Annotated in this window: 10 protein-coding genes and 1 pseudogene; all 11 read left to right on the top strand. The window is 67.6% G+C overall.

The features are described from left to right. The coding region (locus J1C73_RS20750; protein ID WP_278186602.1) for a glycosyltransferase family 9 protein at window positions 1–451 on the top strand (451 nt) is incomplete at its 5' end. Next, window positions 448–1,584 (top strand): hypothetical protein, encoded by a 1,137-nt coding sequence (locus J1C73_RS20745; RefSeq protein ID WP_207317735.1) that lies wholly within the window; start codon window positions 448–450, stop codon window positions 1,582–1,584. The genes J1C73_RS20750 and J1C73_RS20745, both read left to right, overlap by 4 nt. Next, window positions 1,569–2,333 (top strand): SDR family NAD(P)-dependent oxidoreductase, encoded by a 765-nt coding sequence (locus tag J1C73_RS20740; RefSeq protein WP_207317734.1) that lies wholly within the window; start codon window positions 1,569–1,571, stop codon window positions 2,331–2,333. The genes J1C73_RS20745 and J1C73_RS20740 overlap by 16 nt, the downstream gene beginning before the upstream one ends. Next, window positions 2,326–2,916, top strand: a complete 591-nt coding sequence (locus tag J1C73_RS20735; RefSeq protein WP_207317733.1) for a histidine phosphatase family protein — start codon at window positions 2,326–2,328, stop codon at window positions 2,914–2,916. Before J1C73_RS20740 ends, J1C73_RS20735 begins: the two co-directional genes overlap by 8 nt. Before the next feature lie 284 nt (window positions 2,917–3,200). After that, entirely contained in the window at window positions 3,201–4,769 is a 1,569-nt protein-coding gene (locus tag J1C73_RS20730; RefSeq protein WP_207317736.1) for a TIGR02677 family protein, read from the top strand. Between the two features lie 71 nt (window positions 4,770–4,840). Continuing rightward, window positions 4,841–6,190: a DUF2398 family protein gene (locus tag J1C73_RS20725; RefSeq protein ID WP_242644471.1), complete on the top strand. Its 1,350-nt coding sequence runs from the start codon at window positions 4,841–4,843 to the stop codon at window positions 6,188–6,190. Further along, a complete protein-coding gene (locus J1C73_RS20720) occupies window positions 6,187–10,506 on the top strand; it encodes a TIGR02680 family protein (protein WP_207317731.1) in 4,320 nt (1,439 codons plus the stop codon). The genes J1C73_RS20725 and J1C73_RS20720 overlap by 4 nt, the downstream gene beginning before the upstream one ends. Continuing rightward, a complete protein-coding gene (locus J1C73_RS20715; protein ID WP_207317730.1) occupies window positions 10,503–11,783 on the top strand; it encodes a TIGR02679 family protein in 1,281 nt (426 codons plus the stop codon). Before J1C73_RS20720 ends, J1C73_RS20715 begins: the two co-directional genes overlap by 4 nt. Before the next feature lie 287 nt (window positions 11,784–12,070). Next, entirely contained in the window at window positions 12,071–13,207 is a 1,137-nt protein-coding gene (locus J1C73_RS20710; protein WP_207317729.1) for a serine/threonine-protein kinase, read from the top strand. A 95-nt stretch (window positions 13,208–13,302) separates the two neighbouring features. After that, on the top strand, window positions 13,303–16,389 hold the full coding sequence (locus J1C73_RS20705) for an SNF2-related protein (protein WP_207317728.1): 3,087 nt from the start codon (window positions 13,303–13,305) through the stop codon (window positions 16,387–16,389). Further along, a pseudogene (locus tag J1C73_RS20700) lies at window positions 16,386–17,681 on the top strand (hypothetical protein); the annotation flags it as partial. The gene J1C73_RS20705 and the pseudogene J1C73_RS20700, both read left to right, overlap by 4 nt.

The raw sequence follows: 17,681 nt of genomic DNA, 5'->3' as shown, positions 1-17,681 counted from the left end.
CGAGGCGCAGCAGTCACAGGCCCGGCTCCTACTCATCGGCGGTGCCCAGGACGGCGGCCTCAAGATCTCTGCGGAGCCACCGAGGCGTCACGTTCAGGTCCTGCACCTCGACGGAGTGCCGGCCGACGACTTGACGGACCTCTTCCCTCGCTGCCATCTGATCGTCGGCAACGACACCGGCCTCACTCACCTCGCCGCTCTGGCACGCGGCAGCGGAGACGACGGCCCGCCGGTCGTCGGCCTGTACGCACGTCACAGTCACAGCAAATGGCGCACCGGCCTGCCTCACCACCACGCCGTCGCCACCGACCAGTCCGACCGCATGCACCAGGGCGACCTCTGCCCCGTCCGCGACGCCATAGCCCCGGACACGGACGTCCACATGGACACCTTCCCGCCCGCCTCCCTGGCCCGAGTCTGCCTCGACCTGCTGAACGAGGTAGGGCGATGACCGTCCAGCCTCGCCTGCGGATCGGTCCCTTACGACGCTTCACCCGCAACCTGCTCTGCCCCATCGACCTCCTCGGCCGCCCCCTGCTCCTGAAGTACACCCGCAACCCGGCCGAAGCCCGCCAGGAGATCCGCGGACACGCCCGCCTGGCCCGGCACTACCGCGTCCCCGCCCTCCACGCCCACCACCGCGTACCCGGCGGACACCTCCTCGCGTACGAACGCCTCCCCGGCGGAACGGATCAAGGACTCCTACTCGACCTCCTCAACACGGACGAGCCGAGCAGCGACCTTCACAACTACATGGACCGGCTCACCACCACGTACCGCGAGGTCATCCTCACGACCGCGCGGCCGACCGATCCGACCCGTGTTGTCCGCAAGCTGTACTGGGACCGCGCAGCGCCCGGCGGGCGGCTCGACACGTACTACGCCGGGAAGGACTTCCTGGTCGCCGACGGCCTCATCGACACCCCCCTGTCGCGCCTCGGCACGTACACCTTGAGCATCAACGGCCGTCGGCACCACATGGACTGGGCCGCCACCCTCCGCTGGCTACGCACCCGCTTCGCCACTCCGGAACCGATCTGGGCGGCCCTCACCCAGGGCGACCCCACCGACGTCAACCTCGCCCACCCACTCGCCTGGTTCGACTACGACACCGCAGGGATGAACAGCATCCTGGGCGAGTTCGCCAACTTCCTCTGGTACGCCTCCGCCCTCGGCGGCTGGCTCGTACCGACCTACAACCCGGCCGCCTTCGCCGACCACCCCGCGGCCTTCGATCGCGTACCGGCCAACACACCCGAGGTTCGGCGGGCGGGCGTTGACCGCACCACGAGCACCATTCACATCGATTACACCCCGCGCCTCGCAGCTCCCCGACGAGCCGCCGTGACCGCGTACTTGGACCGGCTCGTACGGCCGGTCGCGGACCGCCTCTGGTCCGGTGCGGACCTGGCGAACCTTCTTCGCCCCTACCTGGCCATGCGCATTCTCGGCGTCTACGACCTGGCCGACCTGGTCCCCGAGGACCGGCTGGTCCTTCTCGTCCGGCTCGCTGAGGCCATGAGCCCCGTCTTCGACCCCGCCGCCTACTTCTGCCCATTGGAGTCGCCATGTCAGGCCCCCTGAACGGCCGCACCGCCCTGGTCACCGGAGCCACTGGCGGTATCGGATCGGCCATCGCCCTCCGCCTCGCCGACGACGGAGCCGCCGTGCTGCTCGCCCACCTCGACGACGACGATCGGGCCGCAGCCGAGCTTGCCGCCCAGATCACCGGAAGGGGCGGTACTGCCATCCTTCTGGAAGCTGACCTCCGGGACTCCGATTCCGTACGCGCTCTCTGCCACCAGGCCCACGACCAGCGCGGCCCCGTCGGCATCCTCGTCAGCGCCGCCGGTGCCTACCCGCGCCGACCGTGGACGGAGACGACGCTCGCCCACTGGGACGACACGCTGGCCACCAACCTGACCAGCCACTACCTCCTCGCCCACGAGCTGACCTCCGCTATGACCACCGTCGGCTGGGGCCGGATCATCACGATCGGATCCGTCCTCGCCACGGCGGGCCGCCACGACCTCGCCGGCTATATCAGTGCGAAGGCTGGCCTCGAAGGACTCACCCGCGCCCTCGCCCGCGAGCTCGGCCCCGTCGGCATCACCGCGAACTGCGTCGCCCCCGGCTCCATCCGCGTCCCCGCCGAGGACACGGTCGTCGACGACCCGGAGGCCATGACCGCCCGGCAGCTCGCCCGCCAATGCGTCCAGCGCCGGGGCCTCCCGGACGACGTCGCCGCAGCCGTCGCCTTCCTCGCCACAGACGACGCCGGCTTCATCACCGGCCAGACCCTGCGCGTCGACGGAGGCTGGATCCTTGGCTGACATCTGGCTCATGCGCCACGGCGCCTACGAAGGCCACCACTCCGGCTACCACGCCCCGCACGAGGCCACCCTCACCGTGGACGGTCGCGACGGAGTACGCCGCTCCCTGCCCCTCGCCGACGGCATCACCGCCATCGTCACCAGCCCAATCCCCCGCGCCCGACAGACCGCGTCCCTCATCTCGCACCTCACGGGCCTGCCGATCGTCGCCACCTCCGGCCTCCTCGCCGAATGGCGCGCCCCGAGCATCGTCCTCGGCCGCACCGCCGAGACCTATCCGCCGGCCTACCGGGCCTGGCGCGCCCGTCGGCTCACCAACCCCTCCCTGCGCTGCGAAGACGGCGAAAGTCTCACCGACCTTCACGCCCGCGCCAGCTATTGCGCCCAGCTTCTACACCGAACCGCCCAGAGGCACGGCCCCCTCCTGGTCGTCTCCCACAAGCTCCTTCTCGGCGTTCTCACTCGCCTCCATGAGGGGCCGACCGTGTTTGCGGCTGCAGCAGCTAGCCCCTGGCCGTTCGCCGAGCGGCGTCTCTTCCCCACCCACGATCAAACCCAGCAACACCCATCAGCCCGCCGGTAGCCCGGCCCTTGGGCACCCGAGGGCCAAGGGCATCACTTGTGACCCGCCATACGCTGGCCCCTGGAAACGGCCTGGCATGTCGCCGACCAGCGGTGCCCCTGCACCTTCCATAAAGGCGAATCCGTCTCCTGGAGGAACCCAGAGGCCCCGACAGAAAAAGAGACACCCACGGACAGCGCTGCGGCAAACAGCTGGGAAACCCAGCCTCTCTCCCGGCCCCAGAGAGATTGTCAGTGCTACCTGCCAGGGTATGGGCAATGCGAGGCGAGATGAGGGCGGCTTTGGTGTTCCAGCGAGATGAGTCGGGAATCTCCGAGTCATTCGATCTTGATTCATTGACGGTGGGCGACCGCCTACGACTGTTCAGCTTCACCCAGCGTGATGACCACTTGGCATATTTGTGGGTGCTGCGGGCAATGAACGTGCTGCGGGCCGTACACCAGCTGCAGGTCCATCCCGACGACGTGGCGAGCGCGCTCAGCGAGCTCGCGAAAGCCCATGACGAGGTGCCGTCCGCCGCGGACTTGAACCTGCGGGCCATGCTCGACAACCTCTCCGGGGACAATGAGCAGGTCCTCTACCGGGTGGAGGACGCGGCGCGGTGCGGCAATTTGGCCGCATACCGAAACCGGCAGTCGGTCTACCAGTTCACGGAGATCGGTTACCGCGTCTACTGCGCCGTGGAGGAGGTCATCGGCTCCCGTGTGCAGGACGCCAACCTGTCACGGCTGGTCTTCGCCGACATCCTGGCGGACTTCAAGGCGCTGGCGGCCGCGAACCGGGAAGGCGACCGGGACGAGGTGTACCGCAAGCTCGCCCGTCTCGACAGCGTGTTGGAGGACATGACGCAGCGGGCGGCGCGTTTCTATCTGACCCTCAACGATGTGGCGCGTACGACGGATATCTCCCCGGAGACGTTCCTGCGCTACAAGCATGCGTTGCTGGCGCACATGAGTGAGTTCACGGCTGAGCTGGAACGCTACGCGCCCCGGCTGGCCGAGGTCGTGTACGAGGTGGAAGACAGTGGGGTGGAGACCCTGTTGGAGCGGGCCGCCGCAGTGGATGAGCGGCCCATGATGCGTCCGGCCGCGCGGCTTGAGGACTGGCGGCGGCGCTGGATGGGGCTGCGCCAGTGGTTCTTGGCGGAAGGTGCTGGGGAGACCAAGGCCGCCCAGCTGCAAGGCGCTACCCGCACCGCCATCTCCGGGGTCATCGCTCTGCTGCGGCAGGTGACGGAGTCGCGTCGAGGCGGGGTGAGCCGGACCACCCAGTTGCGGCATCTCGCCGCCTGGGCGGCCGGGGCGCCTGATGAGCAGGCGGCGAACGCTCTGGTGTCCGCTGCTTTCGACCTGCGCTCGGTGCGGCATCTGTCGGGCGCGCATGACGATGATGACCAGATCTCGCCGCGAACGACGTGGTGGGATGCGCCCGGGGTGGAGGTCAGCATCAGCTTGTTCCGGCATGGCAAGCGGCCGGCGCCGGGCGGCCCGCAGCCGGTCCGTACGAGCCGTGGTGCCCATGCCCGGCTGCGTGAGCAGCAGTTGGCGGATCGGGCGGCGGACCGGGAGGCCGCCACGGATCTTCTGGACCATGGGCCCCACGATCGAGTACTGAACGCGGCGGAGACGCGCGCTGTGCTCAAGCTGCTGACCCGTGCCCTGCAGGCGCGGACGATCGTGGCGGGCCGACTGCGTTCGGGGACCGGCAGCAGCGACGTCCTGACGTTGCGCCTGGTCCCGCGCGAGCGCGGCAGCCAGCTGCGGACCGAGACCGGCACGCTGCACCTGCCTGGCTTCACTCTGGAGATCAAGCCCCATGGTGCGATGCGTCGGCGCCGATCGGAGATGTCCTGATGCCCGCCCATCGCGTAGCCGCAACTGTGGAGCCTGCGGACCTTGGCTCGTACCAGCAAGCGGCCCGGCTCATGCTGCTGCACGGCGTCGTCAACGAGAGCTACCCGCGGGCCAAGGCCCTTGCGCTGGTGCTGCAGTGGGCCGACGAATTGGCCAAAGATTTCCGGGACCTGTTCGGCTACTCCTTGCAGACCAGCGCCCGTCACGCACGGCTGTTGCGGCGGCTGGATGCCTTCGATACCAGCCAGGCGTTCCTGACGGTGAAGAGCAAGAAGCCGTTCGACCGGCGACGGCTGGCCTACCTCTGTCTGATCCTGGCGTGCCTGCACCGGTCTCGGGTCGAGATCAACCTCGCCGATCTCGTCAAACTTCTCGCGCCCTCCGCCAATGCGATCGAGTACCTGGGATTCGATGCGACCGCGCCGGGTCACAAGGACGCGGTCGTTGACGTGGTGGACTGGCTGGTCGACCGCGGTGCGCTGCGGATCTCCGACGGGTCCATGGAGGACTGGGCCCGTGACCACGACCGTGGGGACGCGCTGTTCGACATCGACCACGACACCTGCGCGGCGCTGTTCCGGCCGAACAAGCCCCTGCAGCACCTGGTCAGCGCTGCTGGCCTGCTGGACACGCCGACCGCCGGCACCGGACGGGACCCCCGTCGGCGACTCGCTGCCCAGCGAGCCCGGCGGTTGCTGATCGAGTACCCGGTGGTCTACTTCGGCGACACCGACGCGGAGACGGCTATAGCGCTGCGCCAGCCCACCCTGGCCGAGGACATCGCACGGCTGACCGGGTTGCCTGTCGAACGCCGGGCCGAGGGGATCATGCTCGTCGACACCACTGGGCACTTCACCGACAAGCGGTTCCCCGGCCGTGGCGGAGCGGTCAACCGCACCGCCGGGCTGATGCTCGCGAAGATCGCGGACCTGCGGGAGGACCCGGACCGAGCCAGCAGTCTCCAGTACCTTCTGCCCGCCGATCCGGGAGAGGAACACGCGGACCTGCTGAGCCGTATCGATATGGCCCTGCCGCAGGCCGGCACGCTCGAAGCCCTGGCTCACGCCCCCCACGCGGACACCGTGCAATACGCGGACGAGGCCGATCCCGACGCCACGGAGCATGAGGACCAGACGGGCTTGCCTTTCGTGGAACACGGCACGCTGGAGCAGATGATCAACGAACTCTATGAAGAGTTCGGCCCCTCCTCCTTCACCAACAAATGGCAGGCCGATCCCGGCGGGCTGCTGGCAGAGGCGATCGCGCTCCTGGCGGACCTGTGCCTTGCCCATATCGTCCCCGGCGGAGTCCTGGTGCGGCCTGCAGCAGGCCGCTACCGCAACATCACCGCCGTCCTGCCACGTCCCGCGCTCGACGGCCAGTTCGCACTCGACTTCCCCACAGAGGAAACTTCTCGATGACGCTCATCCCTCACTCCCGCACCGCTGACCAGCCGGAGGTTCGCTTCAAGCCCACGCGCGCCGGGGTGATCGGCCTCTGGGACTACACCGACGAGGAGTTCGTCTTCGCCGACGGCCGCCTGGTCCTGCGCGGGCACAACGGCTCCGGCAAGACCAAGGCCCTCGAAGTGCTGTTCCCCCTCGTACTGGACGGTGTCCTTGACGCGCGGCGTCTTGATCCGTTCAGCGGCGAGGAGCGGACCATGAAGTCGAACCTGCTCTACAAAGAGCAGGAGTCCGCTTACGGCTATGTATGGATGGAGTTCGCCCGCACCGGACCCGATGATGAGGTCCTCGAAGCCGTCACCGTGGGGATCGGCATGCGGGTGACCAAGCCCATGTCCACGCCGGCCCGCTTCTTCTTCGTCACCGAGGGCAGGGTCGGTATCGACTTCGGCCTGCTGGATGCCGCCTCGCGCCCGCTGCGGGAGAACGCCCTGAAGAAGCTGCTGGGCGAAGGGGCCACCTACGCCACGGCGGAGGCATACCGTGAGGCGATCGATGACCGGCTGTTCGGGCTGGGCCGCGAGCGCTACAACCAGCTGGTCAATCTTCTCCTCCAACTGCGGCGCCCGCTGCTGGCCAAGGACCTCGACCCGGTCAAGGTGTCCGACACCCTCACCGCCGGACTGCGCCCCGTCGATGATGCCCTCGTCCTCCAAGCTGCCCGCGACTTCGAGAACCTCGCCGAGATCCAGGCGCTTCTCAACGCCCTTATGGGTGCAGATACCGCAGTCCGGAACTTCCTGCGTGAATACACCAGTTACCTGCGCGCCCATGCCCGTGACCGCATCGACCAGGTCTCCGGACGCATCCAGGACACGGCCACCCAATGCGAGACGATCATGGAAGCGGCGGTCGCCCGCCGCACCGCTGAACAGCAACTGACCGCGGCACAGCAGGAGCGGGATACCGGCGAACGCCGGTGCAACGAGATCGACGCCCGCCTGACCGAGTACAAGAACCACGACGCCATCAAGAAACAGGACGGGCTCAAGGAGCTGCGCGAGCGCGTACGCACCGAGCGCCTGGGTATCGCCGGCAGCGAACGCCACCTCAACCGGGCCCAGGAGAGCTTGGCCACTCTCAAGCGGGAGGCGGACCGCGCCCTCCAACGACACGATGAACTGTGCAAAGCTGCCTCCCGGCACACCCACGGCCTCATGGAAGCGGCGCGCCGTTGCGGCATCCTCCACGACGACGACACGCTGGATCTCGGTGCTGAGCTGGACACGCACATCGCGGGTCGGGTTGCCGCGCGTCGCAGCGAACTGCAGGACGTACAAGACCTGCTCGGCGCCTTCGAGGACGCCGCGAAGGACCAAGAACGCGAGCAGGAACACTGTGACGCGGCGAGCGGCGAGCTGGCTGAGACCGAGCGGCAGTCCGCCGCAACGGCCGAGAAGCTCACGACCGCCCGCGTCGAGACCGGCCGGGAGTTGGACGACTTCATCGGCCGCTGGAGCGGCAGCGACGACACCGCGGTACTGGTCGCCGCCGACGGCAACGTGCTGCGCGCGGCCATCGACGCCGTGGAGGAACCCGAAGCGGCCCCGCTGCCGGAGGTCTTCCATACCCTCGCCGACCGACGCCGCACCAGCGCACTGACCCGCGTCGAAACGTTGAAGCGGCAGCACAGCGACATTGCGGACGCCCTGCGAACCAGGCAGGCCGAGCGCGACACCGTGGCAGCCGAGGGCGACGATGCACCCCCCTCCAGTGACCTGCGCCCTGCCAGCCGCGATGAGCGGCCGGGCGCTCCGCTGTGGCAGCTCGTACGGTTCGCCGATCACATCTCCGACGGCCACGCGGCTGCGGTGGAAGGCGCCCTGTATGCGGCCGGCCTGCTCACCGCATGGCTGCACCCCGACGCTGCACTGACCGACCAGTCACTGCACGACAAGGTCGCCGACGCCTATCTGCGCCCGCTGCCTCCTGCTCAGCGACCCACCGGACGCACCCTGGCCGATGTCCTGCTCGTCGAAGATCAGCAGCACGTCAGCTCTGCTGCCGTCCAGGCTGTCCTGGCCTCCATCGCCGTCATGGACGACGCCCCGGCAGCAGACGATGCGCTGTCTGCCCCCTCGGTGACCACGGGGTCGCACTTCTGCCTCGGCGTCCAGGTCGGTGCGCATCCCAAGGCACAGCCGGAGTACATCGGGGCCACCGCGCGGGCCGCCCGCCGCCGCGAACGGCTGGAACGCCTCGAAGAATCCATCGCCGTCCTGGAAGCTGAGCGCGCCGGCATCGAGGAACAGCAGCGGTACGCGCACGAAGCGTTCGACGACTTCGACCGCGCCAGGCGTGAGCTCCCCCGCACGCAGGCGATCACCGAAGCCGTGCGTGAGGTGGCGGTAGTGGCGGAGAAGGTCGCCGGAGCCCGCCGCCGCCTCACCGAAGCACGCAAGCGACTCGACGGGGCGATCGCCCGGGCCCATGAGAAGAACCGCCAGCTTCGGCATGCCGCCACGGCCGCGCGGCTGCCCACGCATCGGGAGGAACTGGACAACGTCACCCAGGCCGTCGACGATTTCGCCGACGCCGGCAGAGCGCTCTCCTCCTGCCGTGAGCAGACCGGTGCCGCCGAGCGCGACATCGCCGGCCGCAAGGAGATCATCGAAGAGCAGACCGAGTCCTGCACAGAGCAGGCCGAGGCGCTGCAGGCGCGCAAGGACGAGTTCGCCGTTCAGGAGGAGCGTCTGCGGACCCAGGAGGCAACGCTCGAAGCCCCTCTGCAGGAGATTCTCCAGCAGATCGCGGAGTCCGAGGAACAGCTCGCGGAGGCAGAGACGACATACGGCCGTGCGAAGAAGGATGCGGAAGAGCAGCGAGACCGGCTTCTGAAGGCCGACCATGCCCTGGAGTTCGGCCGTGCAGCACTGGCCACGGCCGTGGCCGAGCAGGTGCGCACCACACTCACGCTGGAGCCGTACGCCCGGCCCGACCTTCTCGGCCTGCTCGAAGCAAACGCCGACACCATCTGGCTACCGCACGACATGTGGCCGAGCGCCGAGCAGGCAGTCCAAGCCCTCATGGACAGCCTCACCTCGCCCGAAACCTCCCGCACGGGCACGGAGGCCGCCCAAAGCGTCGTCCCGGCATCCGTCGTCTCACTGATCACCGCGCTCGACGAGGCGACCCGTGGTCGCCCGATCACCGCGAGCCTCCTGAAGACCGTCACGACAAAGATCTCCACCGCCATCACCACGCTGGAGGCGGCCCTGCTGGAATCCGACCAGGGCTACCTCTTCGAGTGGGAACCGGCCGGCGACATCATCCTGGCCCGGGTCACCGACAGCGAAGGACCCGCCCCCGTAGCGGACTTCGGACGCCGTCTGGCCGAACAGCTCGCCGACCAGAGTGTGCTCTTGGAAGACAAGGAACGCACCGTCCTGGAGGACGGGCTCCTGACCGGCCTGGCCCAGCAGATCCACGACCGCACCATCGCCGCCCGCGACCTGGTCAAAAGCATGGACGCCGATACCCGGGCCAAGCCGATGTCCTCCGGCGCGACGGTTGGCATCAACTGGGTTGTCTCCGACGCCCTCACCGACTCCCAGCAGGCCGTCAACAGGCTGCTCGACAAGGACGCCTCCGGCCTGGGCCCCGCCGGGCTGGCCGAACTCCGCTCCCACCTGCGCAGCCAGATCCGCGCCAAGGCCGCTGCCGACAAGAAGCGCAGCTACCAGCAGGTGATCGCCGAGGTCCTGGACTACCGCGCCTGGCGCAGGTTCGAACTCCGCCTGTTCCGGCAGGGCATGAGCCCGGAGGAGAAGAAGAAGGGGGAGGTCCTCACCAAGGCCAAGCACAGCGTGATGTCCGGCGGTGAGAAGTCCGCCTCCATCCACCTGCCGCTCTTCGCAGCCGCCCACGCCCAGTACAGCTCCGCATACCCCACCTGCCCGCGGCTGATCGCGCTGGACGAGGCATTCGCCGGCATCGACGAGAAGTACCGCCCCGACCTTCTCGCCCTCACGGCCAAGTTCGACCTCGACCTCTTCATGACCGGCTACGACCTGTGGATCACCTACCCCGAGGTGCCGCAGATCTCGCACTACGACATGAAGCACGACGAGGCATCCCACACCGTCTCCGCCATGCTGCTCGTCTGGGACGGCGAACAGATCCTCGACGACCTCGAATACCCAGGATCCGACGACCTGGCCGCCGAACTCCTCGGCTTCACGCCCCGTCGCCACGTCCCCGCGCAGGCAGGACTGCTCGGTGACATCCCCGACGACGAGCCGACGAGCGACGACGCCGAGGAATCAGCATGACCAAGGCAGCAGAGACATTCGAGCGATACCGGGGCCCTGAGTTCCGCCGGCTCCTGGCCGCTGCCCGGCGCTCGCTCGAGCGCAACGGCGGCGAGATCGAGGGCTCCATCGGCCTGACCAACCCGAGCACAGCCGAACGCAACGCAGTCATCGGCATCACCGGCACCTACCGCTCGCCCGACATCCGCCGCATCACCATCCCCCTCGCGGCGCTGGAGGAGAGCATCCGCAACGTCGCGGGCATGTCACTCCGCGATGTCCTGGAACGGATCGGCCCAGAGCTGCGCTTCCGCGCCGATGAGCGGACCACACTCGAACAAGCCCGGCAGAGAATCCTGGCCGAGGGCGAGACCAGCCCGCTGCACACCGAGCACCCCTGGTATCAGCAATGGCTGGCCAGCCTCGCATCCGACGGCACGATCACTGGCCTGATCAACAAGGAGGACACTCACCTCCTCAGCCAGGCTGTCCGCGTCCTGGAATTCCTCTACAACCGACCCAGCGGATCGCCCCCGGTCATGCTGCCCTCACTGGCCGACGCCACCACAGGAGACACCAAAGCCCTCAACCCCGGCCGCGGCTCTCTGCCGACCCTGGTCCTGCGGGCCCTGGCCATGGCACGCGGAATCCCGCTCGGATCAGGAGCCGAGGCCCGGCGCGAGCTGTGGGACACCTTCGACGTCATCGTCGACGACCTCGCCAGCCGCGTCCTCGTCCTCAACCTCCCCGCGACCGGACAAGGGCTGGGCCAGTGGCTTACCGACGCCGCCCGCTACGGCACCCCTTTCCACATCACGCTCCACCAGCTCATCACTCTGCCGATCACCGTGAACCTGCCAACGGTGTACGTCTGTGAGAACCCCGCCGTACTGCGCCGCGCCGCTGGCGAACTTGGCGCGAGCAGCCCACCACTGATCTGCGCAGAAGGCCGCCCCTCAACCGCCTTCCACCGCCTTGCCCGGCTCATCGTCGACAACGGCGGTCTACTGCGGTACCACGGCGACTTCGACTGGCCCGGCATCGCGATGACCAATGCATTGCTTACCCGCTACGGCGCCGAGCCATGGCGCATGAGTAGCGCGGACTATCTCAACGGCGTCCGTGCCGACATCGACCATGTCCCGCTCGACGGCAAGCCCCAGGACACGTTGTGGGACCCGAAACTCGCCGAGACCATGGCAAGGGAGAAACTCGCCGTCTACGAGGAAGCCGTCGCCGACAGCCTTCTGAAGGACTGGGCCCCTGCCGCTCACCGCCCTACGGAAGTATCTGGATAGCCGGGCCTGTCCTACCACCTGCATGGCTCCAGAGCTGCAGCAGGCGGATCCGGGTGCCAATCTCATGAAGCCGATCAAGCTCCTGGGCATGAGCATGTAAAACGCCGATTTCAAGCCAACGTCCAGTGCTCGGGGTCACACAGTCCGTGAGAGGCCGGATCATGGTCACCTCTCTCTTCTCATGACCGCTGGGATGGGCTGGTTCCCGAGAGTGCTCGGAGACCAGGCAAACTAGCGGCGTAAGTGACCCAAGCACATGCTGACGTGGAAAGGCGTGGACTGAGCTCATGACCGGGAGCCCCACTCAGATTGGCCGCTATACCGTGGCTCGGGAGCTCGGCTCCGGCGGCATGGGCGAGGTATATCTCGCGTACTCCCCCGCGGGCTCCCCTGTAGCTGTGAAGGTCATTCGCACCGACAAGTTGGACCCGGTCACGCGAGCGCGCTTCGAGAAGGAAGCTCTGATCGCTCGCACAGTGATCGGCACCAACCGGGTGGCGCGGTTCCTGGATGCCGATCCGTTCGCGGATCGTCCGTGGCTGGCGATGGAGTATGTGGCTGGCCGGACCCTGCTGGACTGCGTGGATAGTGACGGCGCGCTGCCGCTGCCGTTGGTGGCCAGCCTCGGAGCGCTCCTTGCCGAAGGGCTGAGTGCCGTACACGATGCGGGACTGCTACACCGGGACCTGAAGCCTCAGAACGTCATGCTGGGCAGCGAAGGCCCCATAATCATCGACTTCGGACTCAGTGCGTTCATGGACGCTGCCAAGGACACGCTGTCGCACAGCGGGATGATCATCGGGACCGTCCGCTGCATGCCCCCGGAGCAGGCGAGCGGGCATCCGCAGGTGACGCCGGCGGCGGATGTGTACGCGCTGGGCACGGTCCTCCTATACGCCGCGGCTCGGCACTATCCGTACGACGGACACCAGTGGGAAGCCGTCGCCATGCAGGTCTCGAACCCGGAGATCGGCCCGGATCTGAGCGGTGTGCCTGAAGGCTTCAAGGAGCTGCTCGCGGCGATGCTCGCACACACGCCGGAAGGCCGGCCCAGTCTGGCCGAGGTGGCGGATGCCTGCGCGGATCTCATGAAGGCAGCGGGCAGGACGCCGGCCGACGCGCGACTCGCCCTCATCGACCGCACGACAGCAGCTGGCGGGAACACTCCCACGCCGGAACCGTCCTCTGCATCGATCGAGAAGCTGATCGATGAGCAGGCCGCGATCGTGGACTCGCACAACCTCGTCGGCCCGCTCGACATTCGGCCTGTGCCTGAGGAGCCGGAAGCCGACGAAGAACTCGTGCCTGAGTTGCCCACGGCACCTGTGAGGCCAAAAGCTCGCACTTCGCGGGAGCGGCCTGTGGCATCCAAGCGGGTGGCGGGCGAACTACGGGAGCAGTACGCGGTGAATTCCACCCTCTGACGGCCCGAGGCCGTAATACCTGGTGGGAAACTTGCTGAAACGGGTCGAGTGGCCGACTGATCTGCTGGCGGCAGACCCGGAAGAAATTCAGCGGCATGAGTGCCGCTGGTGAAGGATCGGAGCAGACGTTGAGCGTCGAGGCGGGAGTCACGGGCGGCCAGAGCGATGCGATATGGGATGCCTGGGAGCCCGACGAGCCCTCGCCCGAGCAACAGCCTCCGTCCACGTCCGGGTACGCCGCCGGAGCGCAGGTAGAGATCCGCGACGAGCTATGGCTGGTGCGCAAGTGCAGGTCCACGGACCGCGACGGGTGGATGGTCGAGGTCACCGGCATCTCTTCGTTCGTCCGTGGGGTCGAGGCCGTGTTCTACGACAAGCTCGATCTTGTAAGCGTGCTCGACCCACGCGAGACGCGACTGGTCGCGGACGACTCTTCGAACCATCGGAGAGCCCGCCTGTTCCTTGAGGCGATCATGCGGAAGACGTTCCTGCCGCAGACCGAGCACGGGCTGGCGCTGGCGGACAACTTCCTCATGGACCAGCAGGTCCACCAGCTGCGGCCTGCCGAGCTCGCGCTGTCGATGAAGAATCCTCGGCCGCGGATCCTAATCGCGGACGTGGTGGGTCTGGGCAAGACCCTGGAGATCGGGGTTCTCCTTGCCGAGCTCATCCGGCGCGGTCGAGGCGAGAAGATCTTGGTCGTGACTCCGCAGCATGTGCTGGAGCAGTTCCAGCGTGAGCTGTGGACCCGGTTCGCGATCCCGCTGGTGCGGCTGGACTCGACGGGGATCCAGCGGGTGCAGCAGGACATCCCCGCCGGCCGCAACCCGTTCGCGTACTTCAAGCGGGCGATCATCTCCGTGGACACGCTGAAGAGCGACGTCTACGCCCACCACCTGGAGCACACCGAGTGGGACGCCGTCGTCATCGACGAATCCCACAACCTCGTCAACCAGGGGACGAAGAACAACGCGCTCGCCCGGCTACTGGCGAAGAAGACCGACGCCCTGGTCCTGGCCTCGGCCACGCCGCACAACGGCGACGCCTCTTCATTCGCCGAGCTGGTCAAGATGCTGGACGAGGCCGCAATCGCCAACCCGAACCGGTATGAGGTCAAGGACCTCGACCACCTCTACATTCGGCGTACGAAGACCACGGCGGAGGTACGCGAATCCCTCAAGGGTGCCTGGGCGGACCGAGGCCCCTCCCAGCCGCTGCGAGCGCCGGCCGGTGAAAAGGAGCTCGCCGTCTTCCGTGAGCTGGCCACGCGCTGGATTCCAGGTGACCCCGACCAGCCTTCGGTCAGCAGGCACCAACTCGTGCCGTATCAGCTGCTGAAGTCGTTTCTGTCCTCGCACCGGGCCCTACGAGAGTCGATCAAGACGCGGATCGCGACGCTGGACAAGCCACCCGTCGAAAAGTCGGCCGACAAGAAGAAGCAGACCCGGCCGGTCGATCCGAAGGTCCGCGAGGCGGAGGTCAAGCGGGAGCGTGCGGCTCTGGTGGAGTTGCAGCAGCTGAACGAGCAGATCGAAGACTCCGACTCGGCGAAACTCACCGCGCTCCTGGCTGAACTGCGCGAGATGGGTGTCGGGCCTGGCTCGGACACCCGGGTCGTGGTGTTCTCCGAGCGCATCCCTACCCTGAAGTGGCTGGCCGAGACCGTACCGGCTGCGCTCGGCTTTCCGAGCGGGACCAGCCCGGATGAGAGCAAGCCGTGGCTGGGCTTCGGCGGCGCGGTGCAGGTCATGCACGGCGAGGCCAGCAGCGACGAAGAGCAGCGGGCCATCGTGGAGAAGTTCGGGCTGCGCGACGATCCGGTGCGCATCCTGTTCACCGGCGACGTTGCCTCCGAAGGCGTCAACCTGCACCAGCAGTGCCACCTGCTCGTGCACTACGACCTGCCGTGGTCACTGATCCGTATCGAGCAGCGCAACGGCCGTATCGACCGTTACGGCCAGGCGTACCCGCCACAATTCCGGGCACTGGTCCTGACCAGCGACATCCCATGGCGCACAGATGAGACCAGCGGGCAGCCGCGCACCCTCGACGACCGGCTGGTGGGCGAGAAGCTCCTAGGGCGCGAGGAAGAAGCCCACAAGATCGAGGGCTCAGCCGAGGCCGTCACCGGCCTGTACCGGGCCAAGGAGGAGGAGAACCGCCTCACCCAGGACCTGATCGCCGGCCGTACCGTCGAGGAGTCGATCAAGCAGTCCCAGCAGGGCGGTGCCGCCTTCCTGGCCGGGCTACTCGGTCAGGTCGGTGCGGTCCCCGAACACCCCGAAGTACCGCGCGCGGTGGTACCGACGCTCTTCCGCTCCACCGCCGACTACTTCGACGAGGCACTGCGGCAAGTCTGCCACCCCAACCCCGAGGACCAGCTGTCCCTGCGGCGCGACGATGACGGCACCATCGCCTTCGAGCCCCCGCGCGATCTGCTCTACCGGCTCAAGGCGTTGCCCAAGTCGTACCTGGACGAGCAGCGGATCATGCCCCGTAAGACCGAACCGGGCCGACTGCGCGTCACCTTCTCCAAGGACCTCGCCGATGCGCGTCTGAAAGCGGCCCGGGAGACCTCCAAGTCCCAGTGGCCCAACGTCTCTTACGTCACGGACGTCCACCCGGTCCTTGACTGGCTGACCGACAAGGTCCTCGTCGAGATCGGCCGCCACCAGGCTCCGGTGCTCGCCGCCGCCGTTGACCGTCCCACCTTCCTGGTGCAGGGCATCTACTCCAATGGCCAGGGCCGACCGACCATCGTGGAGTGGATGGCAGTCTCCGGGTTGCCCGAGGAGCCGAACACGGTGGAGCTGACCGAAGAGGCCCTGGAGCGTTACGGAGTCGGCCCGAGCATGCCCGGCCGCGCCACTCCCCGGGATCTGCCTGGTCTGACCGCTCTGGTCCCCGACGCGATCGATGAGGCCAAGAGGCACCTCGGCACGCTTGAGGAGCATTACCGCCAGCGCATCGAGAAGACCCTCGCCCCCTACCGCAAGCGCGTCACCCACTGGAAGCAGGACGCCCTCTCCGCCGGTCTGCGCCCGGACAAGCAGGGAGTCGGTCGGGCCGCGAGTGACCGGATGCGCCTGGTCAAGTCCCTGGAAACGAAGGGCGAGCCGATGCTGCGGCTGCTGGCTGTCCTGGAACCGCACGCCGCCGCCGAAGGAGGCACTGCACGATGAGTACCGAGTTCGACTCCTTCGTCAATCGCGGCGAGTACCTGTCCGCGTACTACTTTGCCGAACAGCTCGGTGCCGACCTCAAGAAGGGGCTGTTCGCCACCTGGACGCTGCGTGAGGGCGACGAGAACGACCCACGCAAGACCCCTCGCGAACAGGTACGCGCCCTGCGCTCCATGTACCTCGCCGAAGACGTACGCGCCTACTTCGCCGATGCGGCCGAACGCGATGCTGGTGACGATGCGCGACTCCATACGCACAACAACCCTGAGTGGGCCAAGCGGCTCGCTGAGTGGCACCAGACCGTGCTGCGCGCCCTCGGATACGACGCCACCCCAAATGAACTCACCGTGCACCGCGCCGGACGCGAGCACACCCTGCCCGTCGCCTACCACGGCTACGGCATCATCGCGCTCGACTGCGGCTGGGCCGCCGACAACGACACCGCCCTGGGTGCCGACGGCTCCGGACGCCTCCTGTCGCCCCTGCGCGTCAGCGCGAGCGAGAGTTACGAGACGGGCGCGGATCTGGCCTCCTGGCTCTTCGAAAGCGAGCTGGACGAGCCCGGCGGCGCTCACCCCCGGTTCGTTCTACTGCTTATCGGCGGTGTGATCCTGCTCGCCGACCGCCAGTCCTGGCGCGAAGGCCGCTACCTCGCAGTGAACCTCGATGCCGCCCTGGAACGCAACGACCGCGCCCAACAGGGTGAACTGGCTACCATTGCAGCCCTGTTCAGTCTGGACATGCTCCGCCCCGGTGACAACGACCAGAGCCGGGCGATCGATGGCCTACTCAAGTCGTCCAGTACCAATGCGGTCGGCGTGTCCAACGAACTGCGCTATGGACTACAGCGCTCGGTTGAAGTCATCGCCAACGAAGTCCTCAGCCGAATGGCCGAGCCGAAGAACAATGTCGCACCGGCCGACATCGAGAACCCGAAGATCCGCTTCGCCCGGGAACTCACCCGCGAATCCCTGCGCTACCTCTATCGGATCCTCTTCCTCCTGTACGCCGAGGCTCGCCCCGAACTCGGCATCCTCCCCGCGGACGACGGCAGCTACGAGGCCGGCTACTCCATGGCCCGCCTGCGCGAACTTGTCGAGCGGGACGAGGAACTCGTCGATGAGGAAGCCAAGAACGGTTTCCACCTCTTCCAGTCCCTGGACGTGCTGTTCAACAAGGTCAACTTCGGCCACCGTCCGTACGGCAGCGAGCCCGACGACGACCAACCCGGGGACGACGAAGAGACTCGCGAGGCCAAGGCCGCACGCCGCAGCGAAGACCGCGGTCTTCGC

It is taken from the genome of Streptomyces laculatispora (assembly GCF_017353455.1).
Taxonomy (GTDB): Bacteria; Actinomycetota; Actinomycetes; order Streptomycetales; family Streptomycetaceae; genus Streptomyces; species Streptomyces laculatispora.
This window is presented reverse-complemented; position numbering and strand designations above follow the sequence as displayed.